The following is a 20675-nucleotide window of genomic DNA, read 5'->3' on the forward strand; positions in this document are numbered from 1 at the left end:
ACAGAGACGTGTGATGAAGAACCTTTTCAAGAAAACCGGCGCGTTTTTGCGTCAGACGTGGGTGTGGACGCTGCTGCTGGTATTGCTCGTGGCGCTGATGGTCTGGTTCGTCGGGCCGGCCCTGGCGGTTGACGACCGAAAGTTCTGGGAGGGCTCAAGCTCTCGGCTGTTGACCATCAGTTCGCTGTTCCTGCTTTGGGGCCTTGCCATGGTCTATGTCAGCTGGCGTGCCGGAGAGCGCAAGAAGGCGGTCGAGGACAGCGAGGACGGTCAGGCGCGCATCCTGCGCGACGATCAGATGGACGAGGAGAAAGCTGAGCTGACGGCGCGTTTCAAGGACGCGATGAAAACACTGAAGACATCGAGTCTGTATCGCGGTCGCAGCGAGCACTGGCGCACCGAGCTGCCGTGGTACCTGCTGATCGGCCCCGAAGGCAGCGGCAAGACCAGCCTGCTGGACTTTTCAGGTCTCGAGTTTCCGCTCAACAAGGCCGGGCGCACACTCACCCGTGACCCTCGAGGCACGCGCCACTGTGACTGGTATTTTGCCAATAACGCCGTGCTCGTCGACACCGCTGGTCGTTACCTGACCCAGCCGAGCGCCGACATCGACCGAAGCGCCTGGTGCACGTTGCTTGACCTGCTGCGCAGGTATCGCCGCAACAGGCCTCTGAATGGCGTACTCGTCACACTCCCTGTCGACACGCTGCTCCACGGCAGCGACCTTGAGCTCGAAATCCTCGCCCGACACGTGCGTACCCGTTTGCAGGAGGTGCATCAGACGCTGCACGTCGAGGTGCCGGTCTACCTCGTGTTGAGCAAAGCCGACAGCCTTCCGGGCTTCGACGCATTTTTCGAGCAACTGACCCGTGAGGAAAGTGATCAGGTCCTCGGTACCACCTTCCGGGACGGGCAGAGCGGCATCGACGGCGACGTGCTGCGAGCCGAATTCGGCGAGCTGCTGGTTCGGCTCAACAGCCAGGTGATCACCCGCATGCACCAAGAGCGTGATACCTCGCGCCGTGGCGGCATTCTCGATTTTCCCCACCAGCTCAGTCGAATCGGCGAGCGTGTTTGCGTGTTTGTGGAGCTGGCGTTCACTGGCAATCGCTATCAGTCGGCCAGTCAATTGCGGGGCTTCTACCTCACCAGCGCGCCAGGTTTTGAACAGGACATGCACGGGGCCGCTGTCGGCCGGGCAATGAGTCCGGGAATGAGCACGGGGATGCTGCCGACATCGGGCGGCAGCCGATCGCGTTTCATCAATCACCTGCTCGGCAGGGTTATTTTCCCGGAAGCGGACCTTGCCGGTCTGGACACGCGCGAGCGCAGCCGTATTCATTGGGCCCAGCGCGCGCTCTATGCAGGCGCGCTGGCGTCACTCGCGCTGTTCGGTAGCCTCTGGGCAGTGAGCTTTTCCGGTAATTATGAGCGCCTCGACAGTGTGAGTGCCCTTGCTCGAACCTGGGCCGGGCAGCGGTCGGCGAAAACGGTAGAGGATGACCTTGTCGCAGCGCTGAACGTGTTAGACACCCGCTATGCGGCGACCCGGGTTTTCCCGGACAAAGGGGAGGCCGGTTACCAGGCGCGTGGCGGGCTTTATCAAGGCGAAGCGGTCAACCCGGTCGTCGAGAGCGCTTACGAGCGTGAGCTGGAACGGCTGCTCCTGCCCCAGGTGGCACTGATGCTGGAAGGGCAAATTGCCGCCAACCTTGAGAGTCGCGAGGGCCTGCTCAAAAGCCTGAGGGCCTATTTGATGCTGGGCCTGAAAGACCGGCGTGATGCGGCGTGGCTCAAGGAGCAGGTCGCTGCTGCCTGGTCCGAGCTGTACCCCGGCAATGCCGCCGCGCAAGACGGGCTGAACAGTCACTTCGAACGGTTGCTGCAGCTGCCCTTCGTCCATGCGCTCAATGATCAACGCGTGGCGCAGGCACGACAGGTGCTGCGCGGTGAGTCCCTGGCGAACGTCGTTTACCGGATGCTGCGCGAGCAGGCGGAGAACTTGCCGGATTACAGTTTCGACCAGCACCTCGGGCCGCAGGCGGTGCTGTTCGTCGGCGCCGATTATGTGATTCCGGGGTTCTATACCCGACAGGGATACGAGCAGTACTTCTCGGTTCACGGCTCCCGGGTGGTAACCGACATCCTGCGGGACAATTGGGTGCTGGGCGAGGGCGCCGGCCTCAGCGACATGGACATGCGGCGTCTGATGGTGGAACTGGAACAGCTGTATTTTCGCGATTACGCCGATTACTGGGGCGAAGCGGTCAGCGCGGTCGAGCTTCCCGGGCCCTACGATTTCGCCGACAGTGCCGAGCAACTGGCTGGCCTGACCTCGGCCCATTCGCCGGTGATCAACCTGCTCAGGGAAGTTCGCGAGAACACACGCTTCACGCCGGTTGCCGAGGCACTGACAAACGCCGTCGATGCCGCTGCGCAGTTGGCGGACAAGGGTGGCAAAGCCGGCAAACTGGCGATCGCCGCGTCCAGTAAAGCCTCTGAGGCGTTGAGTGCATCCGTCCCGGATACGGCGCGCAAGTCACTGCAAACCCGGTTTGATCCGCTGCACCGGATGCTCGACGACAAGGACGGCCCGGCTGCCGATCTGCTGCCCGTTCTGACAGCGCTCAACGAACTGCAGATGCAAATGGCCAGTTTGGGCAGGGCCAGCTCGCCGGAGCAGGCTGCGTTCGACATGGCCAAATCACGCATGGGCGGTCAGCGCGATGCGCTGGCCGGTTTGCGTGGGGCATCCAGTCGCCTGCCGCGTCCGGTGGGCACGTGGTTCAACACCCTGGCCGAGGACTCCTGGCGGCTGGTGCTTCGCGACGCCTATCAACACGTGAACCAGCACTACCAGAGCGAGGTGTACAGCTTCTACGCGAAGGCGATCAGCAAGCGATATCCATTCAACGCCGACAGTGCCAGCGATGTTGCACTCGGTGATTTTCGCGAGTTCTTCAAGGTTCAGGGCGTTGCAGACCGCTTCTTCGACGGATTTCTGCGGCCGTTCGTGAGTGCCGAGAAGGGCAGTTACCGTCTGCGCAGTATCGATGGGCAAAGCCTGCCGATCTCCCGGGCGTATCTCGATCAGATGAACGCTGCCAGGGTCATCCGACAGGGCTTCTTCGCGGACAACCCGGCCGAGCCTCAGGTGCAGTTCAAGCTTGAGCCCCATACCCTCGATTCGTCTGTCAGCCGTTCCGAATTCAAGCTGGGTGACAAGAGCCTCGAGTATCGCCACGGCCCGATCGTCCCGGTGTCATTCCGTTGGCCGACCGACGATCAGGCCGGTCGAACCAGTCTGGTGCTCGACAGAATGGTTGGCCGCCCATTGGGTATCGAAGAAAGCTCGGGGCCGTGGTCGCTGTTCCGTTTGCTGGATTCGATGCAGCGCGATGACTTGAGTGGTCGCGACGTGCTGGTCCTGAAGGCCGACGTGGGTGGACTGCGTGCCAGCTACCTGTTGACGAGCCAGCGCTCGCCGAACCCGTTCGACATGACCGTGCTGCGCAGCTTCCGCATGCCGGCGCAACTGTGATGCCGCTCGCCGGCCATTGGCGCAGCGCTGCGCGAACCCATGCCGGCAAGGTTCGAGAGCGTAACGAAGATGCGTATCTGGAGTGTCCGGAGCAGGGGCTGTGGGTGGTCGCCGATGGCATGGGCGGCCACCAGGGAGGCGATATCGCCAGCCAGATGATCGTCGCCAGTCTGGCGGAGCTGCCGGTGCAGGAACACTTCGATGACAGGCTTATCGGCATACGACAGTGCCTGCACTGGCTGAACCGGCGGCTGGGTCAGGAGCTGACCGTGAATGCAGGCCGGCAGGACAACATCATCGGCAGCACCGTGGTCGCGCTTCTCGTGGAGGAAGACCGGGCAGCCTGTGTCTGGGCGGGGGACAGCCGCTGCTATTTGTGGCGCGGCCAGCGGCTGTACCAGCTGTCCCGGGACCACTCGCTGCAACAGCAGATGATCGACGAACGACAGATGAATGCTCGACAAGCCCGGGCCCACCCTGGCGGGCATGCCCTGACCCGAGCGGTGGGCGCTGCCGAGCAACTGACGCTGGAGGTGCTGGAGTTCGAGGTGTTTCCAGGCGACGCGCTCTTGCTGTGCAGCGACGGTTTGTATCAGGGCTTGAGCAGCGATGCATTGAGCCGCGCATTGAGTCTCGGTCTGCCGGCAATGGCACTCAAGCGCCTGTTCGATGACGCGCTGCGTGGTCCCGCCCGAGACAACCTGACGGCTGTGGTGATTCGCCGATGACCGATCCTCTGCAAACAGATGCCGACGGACAGGCGCTCGTTGCTCCTCCCGGCGATGACCCGCCCGGACATCTCACCTGTTACGCCTTCGCTCAGTCGAAAAATCGTGAACCCGCTCGCCTGGCGGCCCGGTCGGCCCTCAGCACAATGCCCGACGTTCTGGCAGGCCGTTACTGCATTGAGCGACTGCTTGGCGCCGGCGGCATGGGAGCCGTCTACCGCGCCCGCGATTTGCTGGCTGAGCAGTACGGCGATCCCGATCCGTATGTCGCGCTCAAAGTCCTCAACCAAGACTTCGCTGAATCGCCGGACGCCAGCGCCGTGCTCTACAGCGAGTTCTGCCTGACCCGTTACCTGCGGCATGACAACGTGCTGCGCGTGCACGGATTTCACGTCGACACCGCTTGCGAGCGCGCTTTCATCACCATGGAGCTGATGCGAGGTCTGACGCTGGACAAACTGCTTTGCGAGCGGCCCTTGGGTCTGCCGTGGAAAGAACTGCGACACATCGTGCTGCCGCTGCTGGACGCCTTGGCTTACGCCCATGCCTGCGGCGTTGTCCACGGGGATATGAAACCGAGCAACGTCATGCTCAGTGAGAAAGGCGTGCGCCTGTTCGACTTCGGCCTTGGCAGGGCCGAGGAGGGCGTGCTGCCCGGCCTGCCGCACCTGAGCCGCGAGCGTTTCAATGCCTGGACACCGGGTTACGCCGCACCTGAACTGCTTGAACATCACTCGCTCTCCGCACGCACTGACATCTACGCCGTGGCGTGTGTGATCTACGAGCTTGCGAGCGGCAAACATCCCTTTCGCCACCTGCCTTCGATCCAGGCCCGGGATGAACATCTCGACGTCGGCTTGCAGGCGCCAGCCCGTCTACCGAAACGTTGCTGGCCTGCCTTGCGAACCGCTCTTGCATTTGACGCCGGCGCACGCGCGATAACGGCCGGGCAAATGCGTGATGCTTTCACCCTTCCTTCGTCCTGGCCGTGGGGCAGGAAGATCCGCCCGTCCTGGTGACGGCCATCACGGGCGCGGTGCGAGATCAAACGCCTTCGCGGTTAAAGTCGATAACGATGACAGTGTTCTGACGAAACATCGCCAAGAATGCCGAAACAGAGCCATTCCCGCAAAAAAGATGTATTTATTTTCATCCACAATTGGCACCGGCTGATCCCCCGGCCCCTGTGCCCCTCAGGCGATACAACCGGGCACGTTGTCGCACCCGAGCCAACGTCGTGCGGTTGAGCTTAATCGTTTCATCTGTCATAAAAGGCTGGCTACGGGCTCGAAAATCTAGAAAAAACATAGATTAATGGGTCGACGATAGCTGCTGTCACGTCCGACCCCCGCGCTACCCATCAGCCAGTTTTGCTCGCTGCCCGAAGCGGAAATCTGTGCCACCCCTCTGCCTTTCAACCTCATCGAGGCCATTCATTCGGCGCGACCAAACGCCGTGCATCAAAAAGGACCGGAAAATTGAGCGATCAATCCACTCCGAACACTCCACTCTCACGATTCTGCGACAAAGTGGGTATTCCCTATCCCATGTTCTGGGGCTTTGTCGGCCTGTTGATCTTCATGATCGGCGATGGCGTAGAACTCGGTTACCTCTCGCCCTTCCTCAGTGATCGCGGCATGCCCGATGACGAAATCGCCATGATCTTCACCACCTACGGCATCACGGTCGGTATTTCATCGTGGCTCGCCGGTGCGCTTTCCAACCTCTGGGGCCCGAAACGGGTGATGTTCCTGGGACTGATCATCTGGAGCGTCTTTGAAGTGCTCTTCCTGATCTACGGTCTGCAGGAATTGAGCTACTCGATGATTCTGCTGACCTATGGTCTGCGCGGATTCGGTTATCCGCTGTTCGCCTACGGCTTCCTGGTCTGGATCGCCGCTTCTACCCCGTCCCGCAAAATGGGCATGGCCGTGGGCTGGTTCTGGGTGGCTTACGCTGCAGGCCTGCCGATGCTCGGCTCTCTGGTGGCGAGCGCCGCGATCCCGCTGATTGGGGCGCTGCAGACCTTCTGGTTGTCCTTTGCGCTGGTGGTCATAGGCGGTGCGATTGGCTTGATCGGGATGCGCGAAGCCCACGGGATGCGTCGACTGGCCCCTGAGGGTGAGCGGCCGATGGTGTCGATGGCCAAGAACATCACCATCATGTGGACGCGTCCGAAAGTGTCACTGGCCGCCCTTGTCCGGGTGATCAACACCTCGTCGATGTTCGGTTTTCTGGTGGTCATGCCCGGGTTCTTCATGCACACCGTGGGCTTCACCCTGGAAGAGTGGCTACGCCTGCTAACCATCGTCTTTGTGTTCAACATCATCGGCAATCTGAGCTCCAGCGTGATCAGCACAAAGATCGGCTACCGCAATACGATCCTGTGGTTCGGCGCAGTGGGCAGCACCATCAGCACCCCGTTGTTCTTCTTCATGCCACAAGCGTTTCCCCACGACTTCCTGATCGCTTCGATCTTCGGTGCGTTCTATGGTCTGACGCTGGCGTGTTTTGTGCCGCTGTCGGCGCTTGCTCCTGCGTTGGCGCCTAATAACAAGGCCGCTGCGTTGTCGGTGCTGAGCCTGGGTGCAGGTGCGTCGACATGGGTAGGCCCGGCGGTGGTCGCGATTTTCAATGAGAGTTACGGCATTGAAGGCGTGGTCTGGGCATTCTGCGGCTTATACGCGCTGAGCGCCGTGATGACCGCATTCCTGAAAGATCCGGAGCCCGTGCATGACCCGATCCTGATCAAGATCAAGCGTCGAATCAAAGTGTTCGCGCCGCGTCTGGATTATCGTTGGGCCCATGCCGAAGACCCGAACAAAGAGGTGAGCTGATTGCGGTGGGTGTGCGGCGTGTCAGTCATGAAATCGACTGTCGCGCCGCGCACCCATTCACCCGGACACGCCTGATTGAATGATCAATCGACGACTGCCGGCGGCTGTTCCTTGCCCGGCCCGTCATTGATCAACACCATGCTCTGCGGTGCAGACAGCGCGATGCCCATTTCACGCAGGCGCCCGAGCACGGTAAACAACAGGTCGCTGCGCGCACCGCCCACCGAGCGCGGGCTGTTCACGTAACCGCTGGCGCTGATGATCAGACCCGTGTTGGTCAGGTCTTTGAAGGTCACCGACGGGGCCGGCGTATCGAGTATGGCTTCATGCTCGGTGAAGGCCTGCAACAGCAGCTCGCGGATCTGCAAGACATCCGTTTCCAGCGGCAGCGTGAGGGAAATCCCCACAACGCCAAGTGCGTTGCCCATGGTCACGTTGCGCACGTTCTGGGTAATGAACTGTGAGTTCGGCACGATCACCGTGGAGCGGTCGGACATCTGGATTTCGGTGGCGCGCACGTTGATCCGGCGGATATCGCCCTCGACCCCCGCCAGGCTCACCCAGTCTCCCACCTTGACGGGGCGCTCGGTCAGCAGAATCAGGCCCGAGATGAAGTTCTGCACGATCGCTTGCAGACCAAAACCGATCCCCACCGACAGGGCACTCACCACCCAGGTCAGGTTCGTCAGGCTGATATGCAGGGTGGACATCACCACCGCAATCACCAGCACAAACCCGATGTAGCCGATCAGCGTCACCAGGGAGGCCTGCATGCCGGCGTCCATGTTGGTTTCCGGCAGCAGGCGTTCGCCGAACCAGTCCTTGAGCACGCGCACGCCAAACAGCCCGGCGACCAGGCAGCCCAGTGCCATGAGGATGTCACTCGGGACAATGTTCAGGGCGCCCAGGGATTTGTCGGTGACTTCCATCCGGGTGAAGCTTTCGAGCAACTCACCCGGGCTTGAGCCCGATGGCAGGAAGGCCAGCAGGACCGCGGCCAGCAGCAGCAGGCTGCGGCCAACGCCCGCCAGAATGGTGCTTGCCTGGGCTTGATGGCGCGGGGACAGGCCGAGTGCCGAACCCAGCGCCATGCCGCCAGGTTGTTTGGGCGACAGAAGGGTTTCGCAGACGTCGCCGAAGAACGCCACCAGCAGGTAGGCAGTTGACGCTACCACGCTCATCCACAGCAGCTTGACCGCGAGGAAGTACGCGAGGGTCAGGTAGCCGCTCACTAACGCCAGCAGGCTCAGCCCGACCCAGACCGCGACGACAAAGGGAATCAACCCGGCGAGGCCGCCCGGACGTTCGATTGCACAGCGGCGGCGAGTCCGGCGGTAGCGCACCAGGCCGAAGAAAAACACCAGCGATACAGCCAGCGCCGTCAGGCCGTTGACCGCTACGGTCAGCGCCAGGCTGCTGGCGATCACGCTGTTGATGCGCTCCTGGGTGCCGATGATCATCAGCGCCAGGGCCAGCACCGCCGGGAAGCGGCCCATGGCCGTGGCGATTTCGTCTGGAATATTGGGCAGGCGCCACGACGGATGCGGCAGCATCAACAGCGCCCGGCCCAGGCCGACAATGAAGGCGCAGAAAGTGATCAGCGTTTGCAACTGGTCGAGCAGGTTGACCACGTCGTTGCTGAGCACCGCATTGCTCACAATGCCCCAACGCAGCAGGGAGGTGGCGGCGGTGATGGTGACCACCGTCGACAGTCCGACGGCCAGTGCCAGGGCGCTGCGACGCAGGCGGCCTTCGGGCAACCAGCGGACCATCAGGCGGATCAGCAGGCTTTCCAGCAGGCGGCGCACCACCACCCAGATCAGCAGCGCGCCAATCACGACGCTGGCAAACAGCAGGCGATTGCCGGGCGCCAGGGCGCTGGTGAATACGCTGCGGACGTCGTCCAGCAAACCGTTCATGCGCCTCAGGTCGTCATCGGTCGGGCGGATCAGGGTCGACCAGAACGCCGAACTCAACGGGCTTGCCGTGCGGGTGCTGATCTGTGAGTCGAAAAGGCTGCGGCGCAGGCTGAAGATCTGAGTCGCCAGGTCTCGGGCCGACTGACTCAAGGTATTGGTCTGCCGCTCGTCGCTGACCAGCGCGTTTTTCTGGGCGGTCAATGCCTTGCGCTGGCTGGTCAGGGTAGGTGCTTCGTCCGGTTGCACCGGGCCAAGGATGTTCAGCTGGTCGTTCAGGTGCTCGATGTCGACCGCCTGTTTGGCGATCAGGTCGTCGGCTTGCTTCTGCACCTGCAGCGCGGCCTGGCGCAGGCTGGAGAGCAAGTCGTCATTGGCGCTCACGGTGACTTTTTGTCGGATCTGGTCGAGCTGCTCGCTCAGGTCATCCAGGCTCGGCGCCTCGGCTTCGGGCGTCGCATTAGCCTGACTGGCGGGCTGTTGTGCTGCTGGTGGCGCGACCTGCGCCGCCGCGGCCTGTGCGAAAGCGGGCACGGCGACGCACAGCAACAGCGCGAGCAGCCCAGCGTAGAAACGGTTCAACGTAGCGTGTTGCATTGGGGGTCCTTTGGGGCGTTAACCGGTTTTGCGATCTGATCGTCTGGCGCAGTTGTCGAACGGCAGGCAGGGGGCTCGACCATTCATGCGCGCGGGGGCGGATCATAGCAAGTATTGGGTCAGGACAACTCTCAAGGGATGTAGCGGGTCACTGGATGCATGCCCTGCATTTGGTAGGACCGGCTTCAGCCGGGAAGGGGCCAGTCTGGGCACCATCGAATCTGCCGTGTGGCGATCGACGCCCAGATTTGCGGCGTAGCGCCTGACGCCTTCCCGGCTAAAGCCGGTCCCACAATGAGCTTCCAGCACCAATCTCCCTGGATGCACGCGCTGCATTCAGTGGGACCGGCTTCAGCCGGGAAGGGGCCGGAGAGAACGTCCTCAACTTCCGGGCTGACACCCGATTCAAATATCCGAAACGCTCACCCAGCGCATCTCTTTCGCCGCGATGCGAATCGCGGTGGCGAGCCGCTCGACTTCCATCGCTTCGGCAAAGTCCGTCCCGTTCGAACCGTGACCGCCCAGCGCCTGAATCAGGTCATACACTTCCAGGGTCTTCAGTTCGTTGTACCCCAACTGATGCCCCGGCGCCGGGCAGAAAGACGCATAGCCAGGCTGCGCAGGCCCTGCCAGGATCCGCTGAAACCCGTCACGACCCGCCGCGCCGGCCCGGTACAGGCGCAGCTCGTTCAAGCGTTCCTGATCAAACGACAAGGTGCCTTCGGTGCCGCCAATCTCGAAGCTGAGATGATTCTTGTAACCGTGCTTGAGCCAACTGCTGCCGAACGTACCCCGGGCGCCGTTGGCGAAGCGCAGCAGTGCGTAAGTCTGGTCATCGATGCTGATCGGCCGATGCTCCTCACTGCCGAGCACCGTCGGGCGCTGCGGGTGCACCGTTTGCGAGTCAGCGCACACCGCGTCGATATCGCCGAGCAGGTACCGCGCCATCGCCAGCAAATGGCTGCCCAGGTCCGCCAGGGCGCCGCCGGCATGGGACTCCTCGCAGCGCCAGGACCACGGCGACAGCCCATCGCCCATGAAGTCCTCGCTGAACTCTCCCTGAAAGCTGACGATCTGACCGAGCTCGCCGCTTTCGATCATCTGCTTGGCCAACCCGATGATCGGGTTGTGCTGGTAGTTGTAGCCCACCCTTGTCACCACGCCGGCCTTGCGCGCTGCCGCCTGCATCTCCCGCGCCTGTCCAAGACTCACCGCCAGTGGCTTCTCGCAATACACCGCCTTGCCCGCCTCAAGGGCGGCCATGGCCATGGGGAAATGCAGCTGGTTCGGCGTGGTGATCGCCACCAGACTGACTGCCGGATCGCTGATCAACCGTTGCCAGTCGCCATGGCTGCGCTCGAACCCCCAACTGGCGGCGCACTGTTCCGCGCGCGCAGCGTCCGCATCGGCCAGCGCGACAAGCGTGAGGTTGAAGGGAAGGTCGAACGTCGTCCGTGCGTTGTGGAACGCCAGGGCATGAGCCCGGCCCATGAAGCCCGTGCCAATCAGGCCGACGCCCAGTCCTGGAAGAGATTTTCCGCGCATGACAGCGTGTCCTTTAAGACGTGTTGTTGTGCGGAAAATGTAGGCGGTTGGGGGCGCCTGATGGAATCTTTATTCCATCAGGAACACCTCAGTTTGACCTCATGGGCAGATGCTGTGGGGGGCGCGCTTGACCCCGATTGCAGTGTGTCAGGGAGTGAATGAACACCAGATACATCGAATTCGCGGGCAAGCGCGCTCCTACAGATGATCGCTCAGTGGCTCAGGACAGGAACCCGCCGTCCACATTCAAGGCCACGCCGGTCGTGTAGCTGGACGCTTCGCTGGCCAGGTACAGCACCGCCCCCGCCATTTCGCTCGGCGCCGCCACCCGCTTCAGGGGAATCTGCGCCAGGGCGGTGTTCAGGATCTTCTCGTTGCTTACCAGCGCCGAGGCGAATTTGGTGTCGGTCAGACCGGGGAGCAGGGCGTTGCAGCGGATGCCGAACTGCGCGCACTCCTTGGCGAAGACCTTGGTCATGTTGATCACCGCCGCTTTGGTCACCGAATAGATGCCCTGATAGACGCCCGGCGAGACGCCATTGATCGACGCGACGTTGATGATGCTGCCGCCGCCGTGTTCGCGCATCAGCTTGCCGGCTTCCACCGACATGAAGAAGTAGCCGCGAATGTTGACGTCGACGGTCTTCTGGAACGCGCCGAGGTCGGTGTCCAGCACGTTGCAGAACTGCGGGTTGGTCGCCGCGTTGTTCACCAGAATGTCCAACCGACCGAACTGCTCGCGGATCTGCGCGAAGACCGCCGTGATCTGTTCCATTTCACCAATGTGGCAGGCGATGGCGGTGGCTTGGCCGCCCTCGGCGATGATCGCGTCGGCCACCTGCTTGCAGCCGTCGATCCGGCGGCTCGAGACGATCACATGGGCGCCTTGCTGGGCCAGCAATTTTGCGATCGCCTCGCCGATGCCGCGGCTGGCGCCCGAGACGAAAGCGATCTTGCCATCGAGGTCGAACAGTTGGGTCTTGGACATGTTGTTTTCCTTGTCGTGTCGCATTCAGAGGCTGGAACGCTCAACCACTTGCAGGGCCATGCGCTCCAGCAGGGCGTTCATGTGAATGAACTGAGCGAAGCGCTTGTCCTGGGTCTGTCCGTGGAAGAAGCGGTAGTAGATTTGCTGGACGATACCGGCCAGCCGGAACAGACCGTAGGTGTAATAAAAGTCGAAGTTGTCGATGGGAATGCCCGAGCGCTCGGCGTAGTACGCCACGAACTCTTTGCGGGTGAGCATGCCCGGTGCATGGCTTGGCTGGCGCCGCATCAGCTGCACAGGCGCCGGGTCGTCCGCCTGAATCCAGTACGCCAGGCTGTTGCCCAGGTCCATCAGCGGATCCCCCAGGGTGGTGAGCTCCCAGTCCAGCACGCCGATGATCTGCATCGGGTTGTCCGCGTCGAGGATCACGTTGTCGAAGCGGTAATCGTTGTGCACCAGGCTTGAGACGGGGTGGTCCGCGGGCTTTTTCTCGTCCAGCCAGCGCGCGACCTTTTCCCAGCTTGGGGCATCGGCGGTGCGCGCTTTCTCGTAACGCTCGGTCCAGCCGCGAATCTGCCGTTCAACGTAACCCTGGGGCTTGCCCAGATCGCCGAGGCCACAGGCGGTGTAATCCACCTGATGCAGTTCCACCAGCCGATCGATAAAGCTCTTGCACAGGGTTTCGGTCTGCGCCGCATTGAGGTTCAGCTCGGCGGGCAATTCCGAACGCAGGATAATGCCCTTGACCCGCTCCATGACATAAAACTCGGCGCCGATCACTTCTTCGTCAGTGCAGTGCAGGTACGCCTTGGGGCAGTAAGGAAAGGCATCGCGCAGCTGATTGAGAATGCGGAATTCGCGGCCCATGTCGTGAGCGCTTTTCGCCTTGTGACCAAACGGCGGGCGGCGCAGAACGAATTCCTGTTCGGGGTATTTCAGCAGGTAGGTCAGGTTCGACGCGCCACCGGGAAACTGGCTGATCTGTGCGCTGCCGCTCAGGCCGGGGATATGGGCTTTCAGGTAGGGGTCGATCAACGCAGCGTCGAGTTCTTCGCCGGATCGAACCTGGGTGGACTGGTCGGTGAGCACCATGGGTATCCCTGCAGATTATTTTGGTAGGACAGGATCATTGGCTAATCTAATGCGCCCCGACCGCTACGAACAAGGGCTATTGGCGTGGGTGTTACGGGGCAATCAGCATCCCTGATTCACGGCTGCGGCCGCTGTCCTCACATCGCCCGGACAAAAAAAAACCGAAGCCGGGCAGCTTCGGTTTTTCGGCATGGGCGCTTTCCTGTGTAGGAGCGCGCTTGCCCGCGATTGCGGTCCATCAGCGACACAAGCTGCCACCGACAAATCTCGCAGACCGGGCCAATGCCTGCACGAGCGTCCTCAGGAAGGAAACAGCTCGCTCAGTTTCATCGCCAGCATCATGTCGCCTTCGGCGCGCAGTTTGCCGCCCATGAACGCCTGCATGCCGTCGGTCTCGCCGCTGACGATGCCTTCCAGGGTCTCGCCGTCCATCACCAGCGTGACTTGGGCGTCCGGGTTTTCGCCCTCCTGCAATTCGCAGGTGCTGTCCTTGACGATCAGGGAGAAGTTCTTGGTTTCGTCGATGCGGAAACCGAACACCAGGTCCAGGCCTGCAGCAGCGGCTGGGTTGAACTTGGCTTTCATGGCTTGGACGGCGTTTTCTACGGAGCTCATGGTGTGATCCTTTTATATGAGTGATGACGAGCACTTTGCGGGTGCGATTGGCCGGGCTCAGCGGTAGGTGATGAGCTCCGGCGCCTTCAGCAGTTGCAGGTGCGCGTAACTGTTGAAGGAAGCCAGGGACACCTCGCGCTCACGGAACTTCAAGTGGTTGAGCGAGGTGTTGACGATGTGCCAGTTGAGTTCGAAGGCCTGGGTGGCCGGCATTTGCGTGATCAGGTGGAGCAGGGCGGTGATGGTGCCGCCGGAGGTGAACACGGCGATGCGATCGCTTGGCCCGGCGCTGTCGAGTATCCCGCTCAGGCCGGCCTCTACCTGCTCGACGAAGGCCTGCCAGCTCTGCAGCGCGGCGGCGTCGTGATCGCCCACCAGCCAGCGACGGATGATTGCGGCAAACAGGCGCTGGAACTCGGCGCGGTTGTTGGCGGCATCACGCATGACCTCGAAGGCGTCGGGCTCTTCATCCAGCATCGCGGGGAGCAGCGCGCGGATCACGCCTTCTGCGTTGAATTCGTTGAAGGCGATGTCGGTTTCCAGTTCGGGTGTGGCGAGGCCAGCGGCATTGAGCTGGGCGATCACGGTTTCGGCCGTGTGGCGCTGGCGAAACAGTGCGCCGCTGATGCAGCGGTCGAAGGTAAGACCCTGCTGTGCGAGGTGCGCGCCGAGGATTTCCGACTGACGAAAACCGGTGGGCGACAAGACGTCGTAATCGTCCGCACCAAACGAGGCCTGGCCATGTCGTATGAGATAGATGCTGCCCACGACCGCTTCACCCTGGCTCGTTGAAAGTGCTGGGAGGTTATGAGGACGGCCCGCGGTCTGTCAATGAAAAAACATACGCTCGTTTGAATTGGCCGATCTGTCCCGTGATCACCCGTCTCGTCGCTGGCCCGGCAACCGGCGCGCCGGTATGCTTGGCCCCATTCGCGATCCTCTGCCGAGGGTCTGCTGTACAGGTAAGGAGTTTCTGTGGAGTTCATTTTCGATTACGCCAGCTTCCTGGCAAAAACCGTCACCATCGTGATCGCGATCATTGTGGTGCTGGTGGTCGTTGGCTCGATGCGCGGTCGTGGGCGCCGCGGCGCAGGCGGTCAGCTGCACGTCACCAAGCTCAATGACTTCTACAAAGGGCTGCGTGATCGCCTCGAAGGCTCGCTGCTGGACAAGGCCCGGCTCAAGGCGCTGCGCAAGTCCCAGGCCAAGGAGCTGAAGAAGGACAAGAAGTCCACCGAGGTCAAGTCGCGTGTCTACGTGCTGGACTTCGACGGCGACATCAAGGCCTCGGCCACCGAGAACATGCGCAATGAGATCACCGCGCTGCTGACCCTCGCCACCCCCAAGGATGAAGTGGTGCTGCGCCTCGAAAGCGGCGGCGGCATGGTGCACAGCTACGGTCTGGCGTCCTCGCAACTGGCACGGATTCGGCAGGCGGGTATTCCGCTGACCATCTGCATCGACAAGGTCGCGGCCAGCGGCGGCTACATGATGGCGTGCATCGGCACCCGGATCATCAGTGCACCGTTCGCGATCCTGGGATCCATCGGCGTTGTGGCCCAGCTGCCCAACGTCAACCGCCTGCTGAAGAAGCACGACATTGACTTCGAAGTGCTGACCGCCGGCGAGTACAAGCGCACGCTGACGGTGTTTGGCGAGAACACCGAGAAGGGGCGCGAGAAATTCCAGGAGGATCTGGACATCACCCACGAGCTGTTCAAGAACTTCGTCGCCAGCTACCGACCGCAGTTGCAAATCGACGAAGTCGCCACCGGCGAGATCTGGCTGGGCATCGCGGCCAAGGACAAGCAACTGGTGGATGAGCTGAAGACCAGCGATGAATACCTGTCGGAGAAAGCCAAGACCGCCGAGGTGTTCCATCTGCATTACGCCGAACGCAAAAGCCTGCAGCAGCGCGTCGGTATCGCCGCAAGCACATCGGTAGACCACTTGGTGACCGGGTGGTGGGGCAAGCTGACGCAGCAGCGGTTTTGGTAGGTGAGCTGATGTGCATGAGTCTGTAGGAGCGTGGCTTGTCCCGCGATCGGTTGCGCAGCAGCCGCAATGGCCGCAGTTTTTTGCAAAACTGACACACCGTTGACCTGATCTGCTGCCGCTTCGCGGCAGATCGCGGGACAAGCCACGCTCCTACATGAACCGTTCACCCTCTCAATTAAAAAGCCCCGGCTTCTCACGAAGCCGGGGCTTTTTGTTCAGCATCTTTTAACATTGAGTCAGCAGCAGCGACTCAACGACGCCGAAACAGCGGCAGCGGCTCGTCGGTGGCCGCCTGATAGGTTACCGAGAAGTCTCTCAAACCTTCCAGCGCCTCGTACGGGTCCTTGTCGGCACGAATCGCGAACGCATCGAATCCGCAGCGGTGCAGGTAGAACAGCTGATCGCGCAACACGTCGCCAATCGCCCGCAACTCGCCCTTGTAACCGTAGCGGTCACGCAGCAGACGCGCGTTGGAGTAGCTGCGGCCGTCGGTGAACGCCGGGAAGTTCAGGGCGATGACCTGGAACTGATCCGCGTCGTCACCGATTTCCTCGGCTTCTTCGTCGCTGTCCAGCCAAACGCCCAGGCCGCCGTCGCGTGCCTTCAATGCATGGGCATGCTCGCGCCACAGGTTCAGCGGCACGATCAGGTCGTCGCAGTTGGACAGGCTGTCGAACGTCGTGTCCTTGGGCAGCAGGTGCCAGGTCTCGTCGATGACCGCGTTGTTCTTAATGATTCGCTGCATAGACGCGCTCCTTGAAAGGGTCGATGCCAATACGCTGGTAGGTGTCGATGAAGCGCTCGTCTTCGTTGCGTTTCTCAACGTAGACGTTGATCAGCTTCTCGATCACGTCCGGCATGACGTCCTGTGCGAACGACGGGCCAAGGATCTTGCCCAGGCTGGCGTCACGGCTGGCGCTGCCACCCAGGGACACCTGATAGAACTCTTCGCCTTTCTTGTCCACGCCGAGAATGCCGATGTGGCCAACGTGGTGGTGGCCGCAGGCATTCATGCAACCGGAGATGTTCAGGTCCAGCTCGCCGATGTCGAACAGGTAATCGAGATCGTCGAAACGGCGCTGGATCGATTCGGCAATCGGGATCGACTTGGCGTTGGCCAGCGAGCAGAAGTCGCCGCCCGGGCAGCAGATGATGTCCGTCAGCAGGCCAATGTTCGGCGTTGCGAAACCTTGCTCGCGCAGTTCGCCCCACATCGTGAACAGCTGGCTCTGCTCGACGTCGGCCAGAATAATGTTCTGCTCGTGGGAGGTGCGCAGCTGACCGAAGCTGTATGTGTCGGCGAGGTCGGCGATGCCGTCCAGTTGCTTGTCGGTGAGATCCCCGGGCGCAACGCCGGTGGGTTTCAGCGACAGCGTTACCGCGGCGTAGCCCGGCTTTTTGTGGGCCAGGACGTTGCGCGAGCGCCAGCGGGCGAAACCCGGATGCTGTTGATCCAGCTGAGCCAGTTCGGCGCTGTAATCGGTCAGCGCCTTGTAGTCCGGGTCGACGAAGTGCTTGGCGACGCGATGCACTTCGGCCTCGGTCAGCGTGGTCTGGCCGCCGCGCAGGTGCGCCATTTCGGCCTCGACCTTCTCGGCGAACACTTCAGGCGTCAGCGCCTTGACCAGAATCTTGATGCGCGCCTTGTACTTGTTGTCGCGACGGCCGTAGCGGTTGTACACCCGCAGGATCGCGTCGAGGTAGCTCAACAGGTCCTGCCACGGCAGGAACTCGTTGATGAACGCGCCAACCACCGGCGTGCGGCCAAGACCACCGCCGACCAGCACGCGGAAGCCCAGCTCACCAGCTGCATTCTTCACCGGCTCCAGGCCGATGTCGTGGACTTCGATGGCGGCGCGGTCGGTCGTCGAGCCATTGATCGCGATCTTGAACTTGCGCGGCAGGTAGGCGAATTCCGGGTGGAACGTCGTCCACTGGCGGACGATTTCACACCAGGGGCGCGGGTCTACCAGTTCATCGGCAGCGACGCCGGCAAACTGGTCCGTGGTGACGTTGCGCAGGCAGTTGCCGCTGGTCTGGATCGCGTGCATCTGCACGGTGGCCAGCTCGGCGAGAATGTCGGGGATGTCTTCGAGTGCCGGCCAGTTGAACTGCACGTTCTGGCGGGTACTGATGTGCGCGTAGCCCTTGTCGTAATCGCGGGCGATCTTCGCCAGCATGCGGGCCTGGCGCGAAGTCAGCTGGCCGTAGGGCACAGCGACGCGCAGCATCGGGGCGAAGCGTTGGATGTAGAGGCCGTTTTGCAGGCGAAGCGGGCGGAACTCTTCTTCGCTGAGCTCGCCGGCCAGATAGCGGCGGGTCTGGTCGCGGAACTGCTTGACGCGGTCCTCGACGATCCGCTGATCGTACTCGTCGTATACGTACATGGTGGTCCTGTTCTCAGGCGGTTCACTGCTGCTGGGCCAGCCGGAAAGGCGATGCATTGTCGTCTGCTTTCGGGCTACCGAACAAATCTGCGCGCACGGCCGCGCACTCCTTGCGGAGCCGGGGGAGGTTACCAGTTTGCAGATATGCGCAAAAGTGATGTTTGAGTATATGCACAGAACCAAAAGTACTAAGCAGTACGTCGGCCTGGCATAACCTCACTTGTGATAAGGGGATGGCTCGACTTTACTCTGGTGATGGCTGACGGCGGCTGTCGTTGGTCCGTGAGTTTTGCGATCACCCATAAAACAGACAAAAGGCGATGCAATGCGTAATCACCCGAAAGTTGCCAAATCCGATAGCCATGTGGATGCATGGGCCATTTTGTTCATTGTTGTATTAGTGGTGGGGGCGGTGGTGTTTTGGGTGACTCACCAGTAGGGCTGTTGGGTTTGGGTCGAAGATCAAGACCCTTGAGATCAAGGGCGTCTGTCTGAAGGCAGACTGTTTCGCCTTCGGCGACTTGCTTTTGAAAAGTCGAAAGTCGCACCCTCCAAAAGTAAGCAAAAGTGCCTGCTCCTGGTTCAGCCGCTCGTTCCTCGGGGTCCGTTCACTCCGGTCTCGCTCCGTGGGCACGCTGAGATCCGCCATCCATGGCGGGGGGTGTCGTCAGCCCTTCGGCTCTTTGGTGCCCAGCACGTCGCGAATGCTGTCCACCACGTTGTTGTCCTTGATGACGTCGCTGAGCCAGCCTTCCAGGGGCATGTTGCCCCATTTGATTGCGCGTTCGATCAGGTAGGGCACCGGGCTTTGTGGCTCGGTCTGTTTGAAGAACTGGGCGACGCCGGCGAGCATGGTGAAGGCTTCGTCGCGGGTCAGCGGGGTGGTGCGCAGTGGCGCCGACGCGGTGTCTTTCACGGTGATGGTCATGGCAGGCCCCGCAGCGGGTTGATCGGCTGTTTCGGCGACAGGCTCGGCAGTCGGCTGGGCAGGCGCGGGATTGATTTCCACGCCACGGTCCTTGAGCAGTTTTTCAGCCAGTTGCGCGGCGCGGGAAAGGATCTCGCTCAGGCCGGCAAAGCTTGGCGCCTCAACACCGAACAGGCGATCAGCCGTGGCTTGCAGCTGACGGCAGGCCTGCAGGCTGTCGGTGATTTCCGAGGCCTTGCGCAGGAAGTGATCGGTGTCGGTCAGCACCACCGAACGCTGGAAGATTTCCGCGTTGATCTTGCCTTCGTCCAGCGCGATGCGCATGGCCTGCGGGTTTTGCAGCGCCAGGTTCTCGATGTGCCGGGACTCGTCGTAGCGCAGCAGGCCGAACGAGTCGCCCTGGGTGATCGGCAGCCCGCCCACCACATCGGCCAGGGTGGTCTTTAGCCAGGCCAGGCGCGCGGCGCGCTCTTCCAGGCCTTCGTCCAGCGCCGGGAACAGGTCATCCCAGAAGCGTTCAAGAATCCGCTCGGCCAGGGTCAGGCCGAAGGTGATGCCGAGAAAGTGATATTTGTGCGCCAGGGCTTCGCTGAGCCAGGCGACGAGCATCAAATCCTTGCTCTGCTGTGCAAGGCCTTGTGCCGCCAGGGTGATCGTCAGGTCCCAATCCGAAGATTTCAGGTCGGTCTGCCAGTCACCCTGGGTCAGGTAATCAGGGTCCGCTCGACGAGCTTCCTTGACGTTGTCGAACAGCGTGGAAAAGCTCAGGTCTTCGCCGCTTCCTCCATTGATCGGCGCTGTCAGTTCGGTCAGTGAAAGGTCGTTGAGAAATTCAGACATGGTCAACTCGGGATAAGAAAAAAGAACACCGCGCCCATCCAGCCGGCGCGGTGTTGAATACAGCCCGCTGCGCCAGGCAACGGACCGCTGTGACTACTCGATCAAGCGAAAACCTTGTTGGCCGTACGGTCCCAGCCGCCGGTGACGTTACCGCCACCCTGGCCATCGGCACGGCTCTGCTGGGTGTAAGTGGTCTTGATGCGAGCGAAGTTGAAGCTGATTTCTTCGATCGGCAGGTCGCTGACGGCTTTGTCTTCGCCATCCTGACTGCCACCGGCAACGGCCTTGACCGACGACACCACAACCTCTTCCAGGTTGATAGTCAGGTAGGTCAGCTTGTCGCCGCCGGCACGGTTGACGTTCAGCTGGATCTTGGCGATGTGAGTGCCTTTGCAGCACGCTTCGAACAGCTTCGCCGAGGCCTTGTCGACCGCTTTGCGGATGCTGAAATCGCTCAGTGCAACGCGCTCGGAGGACGCACCGCCTGAAGAGCTGGCAGTCGCCGACGTCGCTTGGGTGGCGCCGTACTCGTAGCCGAGTACTTCAATCCAGTCCTTGTGCTTGTCATCCAGAACTTCGCCTGGAATGCCGTCGATCTGAATATATGCGTCAAATGCCATTTCTTGATTCTCCTTACTTACATGTTGGGGCTAGCCGTCCAGC

15 protein-coding genes are annotated in these 20675 nt (G+C 61.6%); 5 read left to right on the forward strand and 10 right to left on the reverse strand.

Translation table 11 applies throughout. From position 1 onward, the window contains the following. Window positions 1-13: 13 nt before the first annotated feature. From tssM to ACYAR8_RS14695, 4 genes are all read left to right on the forward strand, one after another. Window positions 14-3541 (forward strand): type VI secretion system membrane subunit TssM, encoded by a 3528-nt coding sequence (tssM, locus tag ACYAR8_RS14680; protein WP_463580277.1) that lies wholly within the window; start codon window positions 14-16, stop codon window positions 3539-3541. Next, window positions 3541-4269, forward strand: a complete 729-nt coding sequence (locus ACYAR8_RS14685) for a PP2C family protein-serine/threonine phosphatase (RefSeq protein ID WP_074887777.1) — start codon at window positions 3541-3543, stop codon at window positions 4267-4269. Before tssM ends, ACYAR8_RS14685 begins: the two co-directional genes overlap by 1 nt. Further along, window positions 4266-5288 carry a serine/threonine-protein kinase gene (locus ACYAR8_RS14690; protein WP_463580278.1) on the forward strand — a complete coding sequence of 341 codons (1023 nt, stop codon included), beginning with the start codon at window positions 4266-4268 and terminating at the stop codon, window positions 5286-5288. Before ACYAR8_RS14685 ends, ACYAR8_RS14690 begins: the two co-directional genes overlap by 4 nt. A 459-nt stretch (window positions 5289-5747) precedes the next feature. After that, window positions 5748-7106, forward strand: coding sequence for an MFS transporter (locus tag ACYAR8_RS14695; protein WP_456292948.1), 1359 nt, complete (start codon window positions 5748-5750; stop codon window positions 7104-7106). A gap of 83 nt (window positions 7107-7189) precedes the next feature. Here ACYAR8_RS14695 and ACYAR8_RS14700 read toward each other — a convergent pair whose 3' ends face one another. The 6 genes from ACYAR8_RS14700 to ACYAR8_RS14725 form a co-directional block, all read right to left on the reverse strand. Next, window positions 7190-9619, reverse strand: coding sequence for a DUF3772 domain-containing protein (locus ACYAR8_RS14700; protein ID WP_463580280.1), 2430 nt, complete (start codon window positions 9617-9619; stop codon window positions 7190-7192). 405 nt (window positions 9620-10024) lie between these two features. Beyond that, window positions 10025-11164, reverse strand: a complete 1140-nt coding sequence (locus tag ACYAR8_RS14705; RefSeq protein WP_463580281.1) for a Gfo/Idh/MocA family protein — start codon at window positions 11162-11164, stop codon at window positions 10025-10027. 220 nt (window positions 11165-11384) lie between these two features. Continuing rightward, window positions 11385-12152, reverse strand: coding sequence for an SDR family oxidoreductase (locus tag ACYAR8_RS14710; protein ID WP_074887791.1), 768 nt, complete (start codon window positions 12150-12152; stop codon window positions 11385-11387). Between the two features lie 24 nt (window positions 12153-12176). Further along, window positions 12177-13244: a phosphotransferase family protein gene (locus ACYAR8_RS14715; protein ID WP_074887793.1), complete on the reverse strand. Its 1068-nt coding sequence runs from the start codon at window positions 13242-13244 to the stop codon at window positions 12177-12179. Window positions 13245-13544: 300 nt separating this feature from the next. Further along, complete coding sequence (locus ACYAR8_RS14720; protein WP_074887795.1) at window positions 13545-13859, reverse strand: SCP2 sterol-binding domain-containing protein; 315 nt, start codon at window positions 13857-13859, stop codon at window positions 13545-13547. A gap of 57 nt (window positions 13860-13916) precedes the next feature. Beyond that, window positions 13917-14627, reverse strand: a complete 711-nt coding sequence (locus tag ACYAR8_RS14725; RefSeq protein WP_463580282.1) for a histidine phosphatase family protein — start codon at window positions 14625-14627, stop codon at window positions 13917-13919. Between the two features lie 207 nt (window positions 14628-14834). Here ACYAR8_RS14725 and sohB point away from each other — a divergent pair, with 207 nt between their 5' ends. After that, the gene (gene sohB / locus ACYAR8_RS14730; RefSeq protein WP_463580283.1) at window positions 14835-15857 is read left to right on the forward strand and encodes a protease SohB; all 1023 of its coding nucleotides are present in this window, start codon (window positions 14835-14837) and stop codon (window positions 15855-15857) included. 250 nt (window positions 15858-16107) lie between these two features. Here the strand turns inward: sohB and ACYAR8_RS14735 are convergent, their stop codons facing one another. The 4 genes from ACYAR8_RS14735 to ACYAR8_RS14750 form a co-directional block, all read right to left on the reverse strand. Continuing rightward, on the reverse strand, window positions 16108-16602 hold the full coding sequence (locus ACYAR8_RS14735) for a DUF934 domain-containing protein (protein WP_074887803.1): 495 nt from the start codon (window positions 16600-16602) through the stop codon (window positions 16108-16110). Beyond that, a complete protein-coding gene (locus ACYAR8_RS14740) occupies window positions 16586-18244 on the reverse strand; it encodes a nitrite/sulfite reductase (RefSeq protein ID WP_463580284.1) in 1659 nt (552 codons plus the stop codon). The genes ACYAR8_RS14735 and ACYAR8_RS14740 overlap by 17 nt, the downstream gene beginning before the upstream one ends. A 667-nt stretch (window positions 18245-18911) precedes the next feature. After that, complete coding sequence (gene tssA, locus ACYAR8_RS14745) at window positions 18912-20012, reverse strand: type VI secretion system protein TssA (RefSeq protein ID WP_463580285.1); 1101 nt, start codon at window positions 20010-20012, stop codon at window positions 18912-18914. A 101-nt stretch (window positions 20013-20113) separates the two neighbouring features. Further along, entirely contained in the window at window positions 20114-20632 is a 519-nt protein-coding gene (locus ACYAR8_RS14750) for an Hcp family type VI secretion system effector (RefSeq protein WP_065988935.1), read from the reverse strand. Between the last annotated feature and the right edge of the window lie 43 nt (window positions 20633-20675).

It is taken from the genome of Pseudomonas sp. HP_01 (assembly GCF_055284355.1).